This window comes from Neisseria subflava, from assembly GCF_003044935.1.
Classification (GTDB): domain Bacteria; phylum Pseudomonadota; class Gammaproteobacteria; order Burkholderiales; family Neisseriaceae; genus Neisseria; species Neisseria subflava_E.
Genome location: NZ_POXP01000002.1, coordinates 97908 through 112726 on the forward strand (window position 1 = coordinate 97908; position 14819 = coordinate 112726).

A 14819-nucleotide genomic window follows, 5' to 3' on the forward strand; every position below is an offset into this window, starting at 1 on the left:
ATGTCCGCCACACAACAACGCGCTCAACTACACCGCCAAATTTGGAAAATCGCCGATGAAGTACGCGGTGCGGTGGATGGCTGGGACTTTAAACAATACGTTCTCGGCACACTTTTCTACCGCTTTATCAGCGAAAACTTCACCGACTATATGCAGGCTGGCGACAGCAGTATTGATTACACCGCCATGTCCGACAGCATCATCACGCCTGAAATCAAAGATGATGCCGTCAAAGTCAAAGGCTATTTCATCTACCCCAGCCAGCTTTTTTGCAATATTGCCGCCGAAGCTCATCAAAACGAAGAGCTCAACACCAAGCTGAAAGAAATTTTTACTGCGATTGAAAGCTCCGCCTCCGGCTATCCGTCCGAACAAGACATCAAAGGCCTGTTTGATGACTTCGACACCACCAGTAGCCGGCTCGGCAGCACTGTTGCCGACAAAAACAAACGCCTTGCCGCCGTCCTCAAAGGCGTGGCGGAACTTGATTTCGGCAGTTTTGAAGACCACCACATCGACCTTTTCGGCGATGCCTACGAATACCTGATTTCCAACTACGCCGCTAACGCAGGCAAATCCGGCGGCGAATTTTTCACCCCGCAAAGCGTATCCAAACTGATTGCGCGGCTGGCGGTGCACGGGCAGGAGAAAGTCAACAAAATCTACGACCCCGCTTGCGGCTCGGGTAGCCTGCTCTTGCAGGCGAAAAAACAGTTTGACGAGCACATCATCGAAGAAGGCTTCTTCGGGCAGGAAATCAACCACACCACCTACAACCTCGCCCGCATGAACATGTTCCTGCACAACATCAATTACAACCAATTCCATATCGAATTGGGCGACACACTGACCAATCCCAAGCTCAAAGACAGCAAACCCTTTGATGCCATCGTTTCCAATCCGCCTTATTCCATCAACTGGATAGGCAGCGACGACCCCACCTTAATCAACGACGACCGCTTTGCCCCCGCAGGCGTACTCGCCCCGAAATCCAAAGCCGATTTTGCCTTCATCCTGCACGCACTGAACTACCTTTCCGGCAGAGGCCGCGCAGCCATCGTCTCATTCCCCGGCATTTTCTATCGCGGTGGTGCAGAGCAGAAAATCCGCCAATATCTAGTGGAGGGCAACTACGTGGAAACCGTGATTGCCCTTGCGCCCAATCTCTTTTACGGCACCAGCATCGCCGTCAATATCCTGGTTTTGTCCAAACACAAAGACAATACCGACATCCAATTCATCGACGCAAGCGGCTTCTTCAAAAAAGAAACCAACAACAACGTCTTAACCGAAGAACACATTGCTGAAATCGTCAAACTCTTCGCCGATAAAGCCGATGTGCCGCATATCACCCAAAACGCTGCCCAGCAAACCGTCAAAGACAACGGCTACAACCTCGCCGTTAGCAGCTATGTCGAAGCCGAAGACACCCGCGAAGCCGTCGACATCAAACAGCTCAACGCCGAAATCAGCGAAACCGTCGCCAAAATCGAACGGCTGCGGCGTGAAATTGACGAAGTGATTACAGAGATTGAGGCCTAGGCAGTTGTTGCATGTTTTGCAACAACTGAATGAGAAAGAGGCCGTCTGAAAATACGGGCGGCAACCTGTAAGCAATCCTTACAAGTTCAAATCAAGAAATTTTCGGGGAAAAATACATGACAACAGAAAACAACGCTTTTGAAAACGCCAAACACATCGACGAAACAGGCAATGAATATTGGTCGGCGCGCACCTTGCAGACAAAGTAGGGTGGGCTTCAGCCCACCGAAACAACGGCAAAACAGCAGGCGGATTGGTGGGCTGAAGCCCACCCTACGGCGGACAAAACCGCCCCACATCCCGCCGCAGCGGGAAAGAAACGGAAAACAACCATGGATATGCAAAGCAAAGCGAAAAAATTGATTGAGATGATTCAGACGGCACCGGTGGAGTGGAAGCCGTTGGGGGAGGTGTGTCTTATTGCAGATAACTTAAGGAAGCCTGTTAAAGCATCTTTACGTGTCGCAGGCAAAATTCCTTATTATGGTGCAAATAATATCCAGGACTATGTTGATGGATATACGCACGATGGAGAATTTTTACTAATTGCAGAAGATGGCTCTGCCAGCTTAACTAATTATTCTATTCAATGGGTAGTAGGAAAATTTTGGGCGAATAATCACGTTCATGTTGTTCAGGGTAATAAACTATTGAATAATAGATTTCTATTTCATTATTTGAGACAGATGAATTTTATCCCTTATTTAGTAGGAGGAGATAGAGCAAAGTTAACAAAGGCAAAGATGTTAGAAATAAAAATCCCCATCCCGCCCCTGGAAACTCAGCAAAAAATTGTAAAAATACTTGATAAATTCACCGAGCTGGAAGCTACGCTGGAAGCTACGCTGGAAGCAGAATTAGCCCTGCGCAAACGCCAATACCAGTATTACCGCGACTTTCTTTTAGATTTTGACAATCAAATCGGAGGGGGGATAGCTGATAGCTATAAAGGCCGTCTGAAAGATGTGGTTTGGAAAACGTTAGGGGAGGTTTGCCATAATATTTCTTCCGGGAAAAACAAAAAAAGAGATATAAATGGTATTTATCCCATTTATGGATCGACGGGAGTTATTGGAAAAACAAATGAAAAAGTTTATGGCAAACAACACATTTTGGTAGCTCGTGTAGGTGCAAATGCTGGTTTTGTTCATATTGGAGAAGGTGAATATGATGTTTCAGACAATACCTTAATTATTGATAATAAAGATAACATTCTATTTGGATATTTGTTTTACGTATTAAAAAATATGAAATTAAATCAATTTGCACGAGGAGCAGGACAACCCCTTCTTACAGCTGGTCAACTTAAATCCCTTAAAATCCCCATCCCTCCGCTCCCCGAACAGGAAAAAATTGCCGCCATCCTAGACAAATTCGACACCCTGACCCACTCCATCAGCGAAGGCCTGCCGCACGAAATCGCCCTGCGCCGCAAACAATACGAATATTACCGCGAACAGCTGCTTGCCTTCCCCAAGGCAGCCTGAAAAAGCAGCCTGCACATTTTCAGGTAGCCCAATCCGAACATCAAACCGTTTAAAACCCGATACCGCAAAGGACGACCCGTGAACCTCGAAACCAAACCCATCGCCGAAACGCCGAATTTCATCGTGCTTGACCAATATGAAAAAATCGAACAGTCGGGCAGCTACCAATCGGAAAACCAGTTGGAAGCGGAGTTAATCACCGATTTGCAGAATCAGGGGTACGAATACCGCAAAGACTTGAACAGCCAAAGCAGGCTGCTGGAAAACCTGCGCGCCCAGTTGCAGCGGCTGAACGATGTGGCGTTTTCAGACGGCGAATGGGCGAGGTTTTTAACGGAATATCTGGACAGGCCGTCTGAAAACATTACCGATAAAACCCGCAAAATCCACGACGACCATATCTATGATTTCGCTTTTGATGACGGCCGTCTGAAAAACATTTATCTGCTGGACAAGAAAAACCTTGCCCGCAACCATGTGCAGGTTATCAACCAGTTTGAGCAGACGGGCACGCATGCAAACCGCTATGACGTTACCGTGTTGGTAAACGGCTTGCCGCTGGTGCAGATTGAATTGAAAAAGCGCGGCGTGGCGGTGCGTGAAGCATTCAATCAGGTGCACCGTTACAGCAAAGAGAGCTTCAACAGCGAAAATTCGTTGTTCAAATTCCTGCAAATCTTCGTGATTTCCAACGGCACGGACACGCGCTATTTCGCCAACACCACCAAGCGCGACAAAAACAGCTTTGATTTCACGATGAATTGGGCGCGGTCGGACAATAATCCGATTAAGGATTTGAAAGACTTTACCGCCACGTTCCTGCAGAAAAGCGTATTGCTGAGCGTTTTGCTGCATTACAGCGTGTTCGATGCGAATGATACGCTGCTGATTATGCGGCCGTATCAGATTGCCGCTGCCGAACGCATTTTGTGGAAAATCAACAGTTCGGCACAGGCGAAGAATTGGAGCAAGCCGGAAAGCGGCGGCTATGTTTGGCATACCACGGGCAGCGGCAAAACGCTGACCAGCTTTAAGGCGGCGCGTCTGGCGACGGAATCGGCGTTTATCGACAAGGTTTTCTTCGTGGTGGACAGGAAGGATTTGGACTATCAGACGATGAAAGAATACCAACGTTTTTCGCCCGACAGCGTGAATGGTTCGGAAAGCACGGCGGGCTTGAAACGCAATTTGGAAAAAGACGACAACAAAATCATCGTTACCACCATTCAAAAGCTGAATAACCTGATGAAGGGTGAAGATAATCTGCCGGTTTATCACCAGCAGGTTGTCTTTATTTTCGACGAATGCCACCGTTCGCAATTTGGCGAAGCGCAAAAAAATCTGAAAAAGAAATTTAAAAAATTCTGCCAGTTCGGCTTTACCGGTACGCCGATTTTTCCCGAAAACGCTTTGGGCGCGGAAACCACGGCGGGCGTGTTCGGGCGGGAGCTGCATTCTTATGTGATTACCGATGCCATCCGCGATGAAAAAGTATTGAAATTCAAAGTGGATTACAACGATGTGCGCCCGCAGTTCAAAGCCGTGGAAGCGGAACAGGACGAGAAAAAACTAAGTGCCGCCGAAAACCGCCAAGCCCTGCTGCATCCCGAACGCATCCGCGAAATCACGCAATATATCCTGAACCAGTTCAGGCAGAAAACGCACCGCTTGAATGCGGGCGGCAAGGGCTTTAACGCCATGCTTGCCGTCAGCAGCGTGGATGCGGCGAAGTGCTATTACGAAGCGTTCAAAACACAACAGGCAGGCAGCCTGAACCCGCTGAAAGTGGCCACCATTTTTTCCTTTGCAGCCAACGAAGAGCAAAACGCCGTCGGTGAAATTGTTGACGAGACCTTCGAACCGGAAGCGATGGACAGCAGCGCGAAAGAATTTTTGCAGGCTGCCATCAACGATTACAACGCCTGTTTCAAAACCAATTTCGGCACGGACAGCAAAGCCTTTCAGAACTACTACCGCGATTTGGCAAAACGGGTGAAAAACCAGGAAGTGGATTTGCTGATTGTGGTCGGCATGTTTTTGACGGGTTTTGACGCGCCGACGCTGAATACGCTGTTTGTCGATAAAAATCTGCGCTATCACGGCCTGATGCAGGCGTTTTCTCGCACCAACCGCATTTACGATGCCACCAAAACCTTCGGCAATATTGTCTGCTTCCGCGATTTGGAGCAGGCAACCATTGATGCGATAACTCTATTCGGCGACAAAAACACCAAAAACGTCGTACTGGAAAAAAGCTACGAAGAATACATGAACGGCTATACCGATGATCAGACTGGCGAAGCACGGCGCGGTTATCTAGATATAGCAAAAGAATTACACGAGCGTTTCCCCGATCCCGACAAAATCGAAACGGAAAAAGACAAAAAAGATTTTGCCAAACTCTTCGGCGAATACCTGAGAGCGGAAAACGTATTGCAGAACTACGATGAATTTGCCGCGCTGTGTGAGTTGCAGAATGTGGATGCGGCGGACGAAGATGCTATGAAGGCGTTTCAGGAAAAATACTACTTGAGCGATGAAGACGTGCAGGAAATGCGGCAAGTGCCGATGCCGTCTGAAAGAGCCGTGCAGGATTACCGTTCCGCCTATAACGACATCCGAGACTGGCTGCGCCGCCAAAAAGCAGGCGAACAGAAAGAGCAATCAAAAATCGATTGGGACGATGTGGTTTTTGAGGTGGATTTGCTCAAATCGCAGGAAATCAATCTGGATTACATCCTGCAACTGGTTTTCGAGCACCACAAAAAAATCAAAGGCAAAGCGGAGCTGGTAGAAGAAATCCGCCGTATCATCCGCGCCAGCATCGGCCACCGCGCCAAAGAGAGCCTGATTGTGGATTTCATCAACGATACGGATTTGGATAAAGTCCCCGACGTTCCTACCATACTAGAAACCTTTTACGCATACGCGCAAGAAGTGATGAAGAGCGAAGCAGCAGAGCTGATTGCCGCCGAAGGCCTGAACGAAACCGCCGCCAAACGCTATTTAACCAGCTCACTCAAACGCGGCTATGCCAGTGAAAACGGAACGGAACTAACCGAAGCCCTGCCTAAAATGAGCCCGCTCAACCCACAGTATTTAACGAAAAAACAAAGTGTCTTCCAAAAAATTTCTGTGTTTATAGAGAAATTTAAAGGCATAGGGAAAAATATTTAAAATGTCGTCTGGAAACTTTAGGTTTTCAGACGGCTTTTTTCTGGAAACATCATGAAACAAACTATTCAAGAAAAACTGACTCAAATTTCACTTGCCGAACCACTGCATTTTCTGCTGGCGGCGGAGAGCGGAAGCCGCGCATGGGGCTTTGCTTCGCCCGACAGCGATTATGACGTTCGCACCATTTATATCCGCCCGCAAGAATATTATCTGCAAATTGATGAAGCAAAAGATACTTTTGAATTTATTGAAAACCAATGGTTTGACGTAGGCGGTTGGGACATCCGCAAGGCTTTGCGCCTGTTGAGAAAAAGCAATGCCGTATTGCTGGAATGGCTGCGTTCTCCGATTGTTTATACACAAGATGAGGCATTCATAGGCCGTCTGAACGAACTTGCTCCCCAATACGTCCAAGCCGCCGCGTTGTTGCACCATTATCGCGGTATCGCTGGCAATGCTTTGAAAGCCATGGATTTGGCACAGCCGATTAAATTGAAAAAATGGTTTTACGTCTTGCGCCCTTTATTGGCGGCTCGCTGGGCAGTGAAACAAGGCGGTATTCCGCCAATGACTTTGGTTGAGTTGATGAATGAGTGGCAGACAGATTGTGCTACCCAAATTACTGATCTAGTCGCATTAAAAACAGGACAAGACGAAAGTTATCTGCACACATTATCGCCAGAGCTGCAAAAGCTGACTGTTGACCTATATAACGAAGTTTCTGCCTTGTCTGCCCCTGCTGCCGAACCTGCTGATAGCGGGCCTTTGAACGAATTGTTCCGCTCCACCTTGGCAAGCATTTATCCATAAAAGGCCGTCTGAATATGCTGACCCTCGAAGACTTGTACACGCAAAACCTGATTCTGCTTGAAGCCGTGTCCGGCAGCCGCGCCTACGGTTTGGCAACGCCCGAGTCCGATACCGACATCAAAGGCGTGTTTTATCTGCCCAAATTCATGTTTTACGGCATGGAATACATCCCACAAATCAGCAATGAAACCAACGACATTGTGTATTACGAACTGGGACGGTTTATCGAATTGCTGCTGCAAAGCAATCCGAACACGCTGGAGCTGCTGGCTTCCCCTTCCGACTGTGTGCGATACCGTTCGCCATTGATGGATGCGTTCAAAACCGAATGGTTTATCTCCAAAACCTGCCAGCAAAGTTTTGCAGGTTATGCTTACGGACAAATTAAAAAAGCACGGGGATTGAATAAAAAAATCAGCAATCCGATGCCGTCTGAAAAGAAAAGCATCCTTGATTTCTGCCACATCATAGAAGGCAGGCAAACCGTACCGTTACAGTACTGGCTTGCACAACGCGGAATGGAACAAAGGCGTGTAGGCTTAATCAAAATAGCCCACGCCCGAGAACTTTATGCCCTGTTTTACGATACCGACGGCACACTTGGCTACCACGGTATTGCACCCAAACCCGAAGCCACAACGCTTTCACTCAGCACCATTCCAGAAGGCGAAACACCGCTTGCCCATCTATCCTTCAACCAAGACGGATACAGCAGCTACTGCCGCGAATATGCCTCTTATCAACAATGGCTGACAGAACGCAACGAAACACGCTATCAAGGCACGCAGGCGCACGGCCAAGGTTACGATGCAAAAAATATGATGCACATCTTCCGCCTGCTTGAAACCGCGCGCGATATTGCCCTTTATGGCGAAATCCGGCCACGCCGTCCCAATCGTGACGAATTACTGGCCATCAAGCGCGGTTCTTTTCCTTACAATGAACTGTTGGCGCGTGCAGAAACATTGGTTAACGAAGTAGAAAATTTGTTCGCCCAGTCCGATCTACCGGAAGCTGTAAACAGCAGTTTGGCAATCAATTCCCTTGTTGGAATCCGAACCAAGATTTACGGATAAGAGAATCAAAAACAAAGGCCGTCTGAAATTATGTGTTTCCTCTTTTCAGACGGCATTTTCATATTTCAAATTCCAACCGTCTGTCCATCAAAACAACCTTTTCTGCCATCTCCAAACAAGCAATAGCAACATGAAATATAATTTCGTTATTGATTGGATTCATACGACAAAATTGTTGTTTTTTCATCATAATCCCAAAATATCGAGTTTAACGCCTATTCCCCTTGCTTTATAATGGCCGTCTGAAATAAAAATACAATTAAAGCAGAAGCATGTCTTTGCAACTTAAGCAGATTTGCATAATTAAATATATGCTTTAATCATAATAATGATAAAATAATACGGCTTTCCTCTAAATTAAAGGGAAAACTGCACAAGAAACGGAAAATAAAATGAGTGTCGGATTATTGCGTGTTTTGGTTCAAAGCCAGACCATCTCAAATCAACAAGCGGAACATTACAACAGCCTTTTACAATCGGGCAAAGAAATCCTGCCCAACCTATTTTCAGACGGCATCATCTCCCCTAAAGCTTTGGGAGAGTTAGTCGCGCGCATATTCAGCTATCCTCTTTTGGATTTGCACTACTACCCGCGCAATAATGTAGTCAGCGACATTCTGACGGAAGAGCAAATGGTGCAAAATCGTTGCATTCCGATTTTCAAACGCGGACGCAAGGTTTATTTCGCCGTATCCGATCCGACCCAAATCCAAAACTTTCAAAAAATCGCTTTTGCTTCAGGTTTAAGTGTCGACTTGGTAGTGGTTCCAGACGACCAGCTCAGCTCATTGCTGGAATGGTTGGGCCAACGTTCGACCACCATTCTGAAAGAAATCAACGACGAACATGAAGCAACGCAGCAATCTCAATCGCTTTATATCGACAATGAAGAAGCTGAAGACGGTCCTATCCCCCGTTTCATCCACAAAACCTTATCCGATGCCCTGAACGCGGGCGCATCGGACATCCACTTTGAATTCTACGAGCAAATAGCACGCGTCCGTTTCCGCGTGGACGGACAATTACGCGAAGTCGTACAGCCGCCTGTCGCCGTGCGCGGCCAGTTGGCATCGCGCATCAAAGTGATGGCGCGTTTGGATATTTCTGAAAAACGTATTCCGCAAGACGGCAGAATTCAAATTGCCTTCCACAAACACGGCCGTCCGATTGACTTCCGTGTCAGCACTTTGCCGACATTATTCGGCGAAAAAGTGGTGATGCGTATCCTAAATTCCGATGGTACATCGCTCAATATCGACCAACTCGGCTTAGAGCCTTTCCAAAAAGAAATGCTGCTTGAGGCCATCAACCGCCCTTACGGCATGGTGTTGGTTACCGGTCCGACAGGTTCGGGTAAAACCGTTTCGCTCTATACCTGCCTGAGCATTTTGAACACGGAAGATGTCAACATTTCAACGGCAGAGGATCCGGCCGAGATTAACCTACCAGGCGTCAACCAAGTCAACGTCAATGAAAAACAAGGCCTGACGTTTGCCACCGCACTCCGATCCTTCTTGCGTCAAGATCCTGATATTATTATGGTCGGTGAGATTCGTGACTTGGAAACCGCCGACATTGCCATTAAAGCCGCACAAACCGGCCACATGGTTTTCTCGACCCTGCATACCAATAATGCACCGGCCACGCTGTCCCGCCTTTTGAACATGGGTGTTGCGCCTTTCAACATCGCCAGCTCGGTCAGCCTGATTATGGCGCAAAGGCTGTTGCGCAGACTGTGCCCGAACTGCAAACGCGAAGTTGAGCGCCCGCCGGTTCCGGCATTGAAAAAAGCCGGCTTTACCGATGCGGACTTGGCTCAAGATTGGAAACTCTACCGCCCGGTTGGTTGCGACAGCTGCCGTGGCAAAGGCTTTAAAGGCCGCGTCGGTATTTATGAAGTCATGCCGGTCAGCGATGAAATGCAAAAAGTCATTATGAACAACGGTACAGAAGTTGATATCATGAACATGGCCTATCAGGAAGGCATGGTAGACTTGCGTCGCGCCGGCCTCATGAAAGTCATGCAAGGCCTGACCTCGTTGGAAGAAGTGACTGCTCATACCAATGACTAAACTGCCATATTTTCGAAAATTAAAATAAAGCGGCACGGGGAAACAGTCCGCTTTATTTCTTACTAACAAGGGATAACTCATGGCTCAAGCAGAGCAAAAAAGAAGTCTGTTCAGCTCAAGAAGTAAAGGCAAGCGTTTTACATTTGAAGGAAAAAATACCGAGACCGAACGTCTTGTCCGTGGTGAAGTAGTTGCCAAAGACGAAGAAGAAGCACGCAAAAAACTCCAACGCAGAGGCATTCGTCCTTTACGTATCAGCAAAGTCAAAACCGCACGCAAACGCCGTATTACCCAAGAAGACATCACGGTGTTTACGCGCCAACTGGCAACGATGATGAAGGCAGGCTTGCCGCTGATGCAGGCTTTTGAAATCGTTGCTCGCGGCCACTCCAATCCGAGCATGACCGAAATGCTGATGCAGGTTCGCTCCGATGTCGAACAAGGTAGCGCATTAGGCAAATCATTCTCCAAATATCCAAAATATTTCGACCGCTTCTATTGCAATCTGGTCAGCGCAGGCGAGTCCGGCGGCGTACTGGAAAGCCTATTGGACAAACTGGCTGTCTATAAAGAAAAAACCCAAGCCATTAAGAAAAAAGTCAAAACCGCACTGACCTATCCGATTGCCATTATCGTGGTGGCGATTGCGCTTATCTTCATCATGATGATGTTTGTGCTACCTGCCTTTAAAGAAGTTTATGCCAATATGGGTGCAGAGTTACCAAGCCTTACCCAACTTGTCATGAGCTTGTCCGATTTATTCGTCGACTACGGCTGGATTATGATCATCCTTTTGATTGTTTCCGCCTTCGGTCTGTACAAACTCCATGAAAAATCGCCTACTTTCCAAAAACGAATCGATGCTTTGATTTTGAGACTGCCTGTTTTTGGCACCATCGTCCGTAAAGCGACCATTGCCCGTTGGGCGCGTACGACTTCTACCCTCTTCGCAGCCGGCGTTCCTTTGGTGGAAGTATTAGATTCAGTTGCAGGCGCATCCGGCAATATTCTCTATGAAGAAGCCACTCAAGACATCCGCGCCAAGGTAACCCAAGGTCTGTCACTGACATCCAGTATGCAAAGTACAGATATGTTCCCCAACATGGTGATCCAAATGGCGGCCATCGGCGAAGAGTCAGGCTCTTTGGACGATATGCTGAACAAAGCAGCCGAATTCTACGAAGATGAAGTAGACAACTCCGTCTCCCGCTTATCTGCCTTGATGGAACCTATCATCATGGTGGTATTGGGTTCGCTCATCGGTATCTTGCTGATTGCCATGTATCTGCCGCTGTTTAACTTGGGTAATGTCGTAGGTTGATATGCTTGATAGTATTTACTCTGCCATCGACGCCCTCTCCGTTCTTGCACCATTCGCCATTCCTTTAGCCGTTATTTTGGGATTGCTGATTGGCAGCTTTCTAAACGTTGTTATTTATCGCACGCCGATAATGATGGAACGCGAATGGACACAATTTTCTAAAGAGCATTTGGGCATCGATCTGACAGATGAAGAAAAACAGCCATTTAATCTGCGCAAACCGGATTCACGCTGCCCAAAATGCAAAAGCCCAGTCAAACTTTGGCAAAACATCCCCATCCTCAGCTATATTTTACTGGGTGGGAAATGCCACTCCTGCAAAACCGCTATCGGCATACGCTATCCGCTGATTGAGCTACTGACAGGCGTCTTGTTCGGTATTGTCGCGTGGCAATACGGCTGGTCATGGGCGACTATTGGCGGATTCATTCTGACTGCCATATTGATTGCGCTGACCTTTATCGATGCCGATACTCAATATTTACCCGACAGCCTGACTCAGCCCCTAATTTGGATCGGCCTGCTGTTTAATCTGAATGACACATTCGTACCCCTGCATTCAGCCGTTTGGGGTGCGATCGCAGGCTATATGAGCCTTTATACTTTATGCGCTGTCTATAAATTTCTGACCGGTAAAATCGGCATGGGCAATGGCGACTTCAAACTTTTGGCCGCGCTCGGTGCATGGCTGGGCGTAGGTATCTTGCCTGTTCTGATCTTCATGGCTGCCTTGGTCGGACTGGTGGGCGCACTCATTGCCCGCGTCGGCAAAGGCCAATATTTTGCTTTTGGTCCCAGCCTTGCTGTGGCAGGATGGATTATTTTGGTTGCCAATGCACCTATTACCCAACTGGTACAATGGTGGCTCGTACAATCAGGATTCCGATAATGACATTATGGATAGGCTTGACCGGCGGTATCGGCAGCGGCAAATCATCTATTGCCCAAATGTTTGCCGAACTTGGCGTACCCATTATCGATGCCGATGCCATCAGCCGTTCACTGACCGCTGAAAACGGTGAAGCCCTTCCAGCCATCCGCCAACTTTTCGGCGATGAGGTTTTTGATCATGAAGGCCGTCTGAATCGTATGGCTTTACGGGAAGAAGTTTTCAGACGGCCTCAATCCAAAAAACAACTGGAAAACCTGCTTCTGCCATTAATCTTAAACAAAATCCAAAAGCAGAAACAACAACTTGCCTTCTCCACCTACGGCATTGTCGATGTACCGCTTTTGATTGAGAATCCGGCATTTAAAGCGGAGACCGACCGCATTTTGGTTGTAGATGTTCCGGAGTCCGTCCAAATCAAACGCGTACATCAACGCAATGGTTTTTCAGAAGAGCAGACGCGCCAAATCATGGCAACCCAAGCTTCTCGCTCTGACAGACTGCTTCATGCCGACGATGTATTAGACAATACCCATAGCTTGGAAGAAGCAAAAATCAAGGTTGCCCGCTTGCATCAATACTATCAATCCATTGCACAATCACTGAAAGAAACTGCATGACTGCTCCTGTTGTAAAATGTCCGACCTGCCATAAAGAAGTCGTTTGGAACACCGACAGCCCCTACCGTCCTTTCTGCAGCAAACGGTGCAAACTCATTGATTTAGGCGAATGGGCGCAAGAAAAATACACCGTTTCTTCGGAAGACGACCCCTTTTCAGACCTATTGGACGGCAAATAAACTGTGCCGCTTCCTTCAGTCTATCCAAAACAGGCTCAAAACAGTAAAATACCCTCTTTATTCCAACCTATTCCATCCACCATGCTCACCTTCCAACAAATTATTTTCAAATTACAAAACTACTGGGCAGACAAAGGCTGCTCCGTTATCCAACCTTTCGATATGGAAGTCGGTGCCGGTACTTCGCATCCAGCCACCTGCCTGCGCGCATTAGGCCCGGAGCCTTGGTTTGCCGCTTACGTTCAACCCAGCCGCCGCCCCAAAGACGGCCGTTATGGCGACAACCCCAACCGCTTGCAACACTACTATCAATTCCAAGTTGCGCTCAAACCAGCTCCCGCCAATATTCAAGACCTATACCTCGACTCACTGCGCGAATTGGGTATCGACCCTAAAGTACACGACATCCGTTTTGTCGAAGATGACTGGGAAAACCCTACTCTCGGCGCTTGGGGTTTGGGTTGGGAAGTTTGGCTCAACGGCATGGAAGTAACCCAATTCACCTACTTCCAACAAGTCGGCGGTATCGACTGCTCCCCCGTACTCGGCGAAATCACCTATGGTATCGAGCGTCTCGCCATGTATCTGCAAGGCGTGGAAAATGTGTACGACCTCGTTTGGGCAAAAACCCTTGATGGCAACATCGTCACTTACGGCGACGTTTATCATCAAAACGAAGTCGAACAATCCACCTACAACTTCGAATACAGCGATGCCGATTGGCTCTTGCGCCAATTCAACGACTATGAAGAACAAGCCAAACGCCTGCTTGCAGTTGAGGACACCAGTCTTGCCCTGCCTGCTTACGAGCTTGTACTCAAAGCCGGCCATACGTTCAACCTCTTGGATGCACGCGGCGCCATTTCCGTTACCGAACGCGCAACCTACATCGGCCGTATTCGTGCACTGAGCCGTATCGTTGCTCAAAAATTCGTTGAAAGCCGCGAGAAACTGGGCTTCCCATTGCTTAAAAACCAATAAGCCCGCACATACTTACCACGCCGCCCTTTGATACATTCAAGTGGCGGCGTTTCTATTTTCAGACGGCCTTGACGTCGATGCCATTGCAAACACTTCCAGCCTGCTTTCAGGTAAAATAAGCCCTTTACTACATAAACCGTCTGAAAACATGAGTTCATCCTCTCCTGCAAAAACGCCCTTTTTCTTACTTTCCCTCGTTGCCATCATTCTTGACCAACTGAGCAAATGGGAAATCTTGAAACACTTTACCGAAGGCGAACGCCTCAATATCATTCCAGACTTTTTTGACCTGACACTTGCCTATAATCCAGGTGCGGCATTCAGCTTTTTGGCCGACCAAGGCGGCTGGCAAAAATTCTTCTTTTTAGGTCTGGCCGTCGTTATCAGCCTGTATTTGGCCCGTGCCATCTGGCGTGATGAGTTTGGCCGCTGGGGTAAACTGGGGGCTGCCATGATTATCGGCGGCGCGATTGGCAATGTGATTGACCGTCTGATTCACGGCCACGTTGTCGATTTTCTGCTTTTCTATTGGCAAAACTGGTTCTACCCCGCATTTAACATTGCCGACAGCTTTATCTGCGTTGGCGCAGTTTGCTTGGTAATAGATGGTTTGCTGCACAAAAAAACACCTTCAAACGACACAAAGGCCGTCTGAAAACGGAACA

General features: G+C 47.9%; 12 protein-coding genes and 1 pseudogene. All 13 read left to right on the forward strand.

Going from position 1 to position 14819, the window contains the following annotated elements; genetic code table 11:
• The 13 genes and pseudogenes from DBY95_RS06045 to lspA all read left to right on the forward strand — a co-directional run bounded on the left by DBY95_RS06045 (position 1) and on the right by lspA (position 14809).
• Positions 1 to 1542 carry a type I restriction-modification system subunit M gene (locus DBY95_RS06045; RefSeq protein WP_107723732.1) on the forward strand — a complete coding sequence of 514 codons (1542 nt, stop codon included), beginning with the start codon at positions 1 to 3 and terminating at the stop codon, positions 1540 to 1542.
• Between the two features lie 116 nt (positions 1543 to 1658).
• Positions 1659 to 1742 (forward strand): annotated as a pseudogene (locus DBY95_RS06050) (DNA-damage-inducible D domain protein); the annotation flags it as partial.
• A 132-nt stretch (positions 1743 to 1874) separates the two neighbouring features.
• Positions 1875 to 3029: a restriction endonuclease subunit S gene (locus DBY95_RS06055; RefSeq protein WP_199903866.1), complete on the forward strand. Its 1155-nt coding sequence runs from the start codon at positions 1875 to 1877 to the stop codon at positions 3027 to 3029.
• Between the two features lie 78 nt (positions 3030 to 3107).
• Positions 3108 to 6206: a type I restriction endonuclease subunit R gene (locus tag DBY95_RS06060; protein WP_107723733.1), complete on the forward strand. Its 3099-nt coding sequence runs from the start codon at positions 3108 to 3110 to the stop codon at positions 6204 to 6206.
• A 51-nt stretch (positions 6207 to 6257) separates the two neighbouring features.
• Positions 6258 to 7016 (forward strand): nucleotidyltransferase domain-containing protein, encoded by a 759-nt coding sequence (locus tag DBY95_RS06065; protein ID WP_107723734.1) that lies wholly within the window; start codon positions 6258 to 6260, stop codon positions 7014 to 7016.
• 14 nt (positions 7017 to 7030) lie between these two features.
• Positions 7031 to 8092, forward strand: a complete 1062-nt coding sequence (locus DBY95_RS06070; RefSeq protein WP_107723735.1) for a DNA polymerase beta superfamily protein — start codon at positions 7031 to 7033, stop codon at positions 8090 to 8092.
• 392 nt (positions 8093 to 8484) lie between these two features.
• Positions 8485 to 10164, forward strand: a complete 1680-nt coding sequence (gene pilB, locus DBY95_RS06075; protein WP_107723736.1) for a type IV-A pilus assembly ATPase PilB — start codon at positions 8485 to 8487, stop codon at positions 10162 to 10164.
• A 79-nt stretch (positions 10165 to 10243) separates the two neighbouring features.
• Positions 10244 to 11485 carry a type II secretion system F family protein gene (locus DBY95_RS06080; protein WP_107723737.1) on the forward strand — a complete coding sequence of 414 codons (1242 nt, stop codon included), beginning with the start codon at positions 10244 to 10246 and terminating at the stop codon, positions 11483 to 11485.
• A 1-nt stretch (position 11486) separates the two neighbouring features.
• Positions 11487 to 12374 carry a prepilin peptidase gene (locus tag DBY95_RS06085; protein WP_107723738.1) on the forward strand — a complete coding sequence of 296 codons (888 nt, stop codon included), beginning with the start codon at positions 11487 to 11489 and terminating at the stop codon, positions 12372 to 12374.
• Positions 12374 to 12994, forward strand: coding sequence for a dephospho-CoA kinase (gene coaE, locus DBY95_RS06090; RefSeq protein ID WP_107723739.1), 621 nt, complete (start codon positions 12374 to 12376; stop codon positions 12992 to 12994). Before DBY95_RS06085 ends, coaE begins: the two co-directional genes overlap by 1 nt.
• Positions 12991 to 13173 carry a DNA gyrase inhibitor YacG gene (gene yacG, locus DBY95_RS06095; RefSeq protein ID WP_003682475.1) on the forward strand — a complete coding sequence of 61 codons (183 nt, stop codon included), beginning with the start codon at positions 12991 to 12993 and terminating at the stop codon, positions 13171 to 13173. The genes coaE and yacG overlap by 4 nt, the downstream gene beginning before the upstream one ends.
• Before the next feature lie 81 nt (positions 13174 to 13254).
• On the forward strand, positions 13255 to 14154 hold the full coding sequence (gene glyQ, locus DBY95_RS06100; protein ID WP_107723740.1) for a glycine--tRNA ligase subunit alpha: 900 nt from the start codon (positions 13255 to 13257) through the stop codon (positions 14152 to 14154).
• Positions 14155 to 14302: 148 nt separating this feature from the next.
• Entirely contained in the window at positions 14303 to 14809 is a 507-nt protein-coding gene (lspA, locus tag DBY95_RS06105; RefSeq protein WP_199903867.1) for a signal peptidase II, read from the forward strand.
• Positions 14810 to 14819 lie beyond the last annotated feature (10 nt).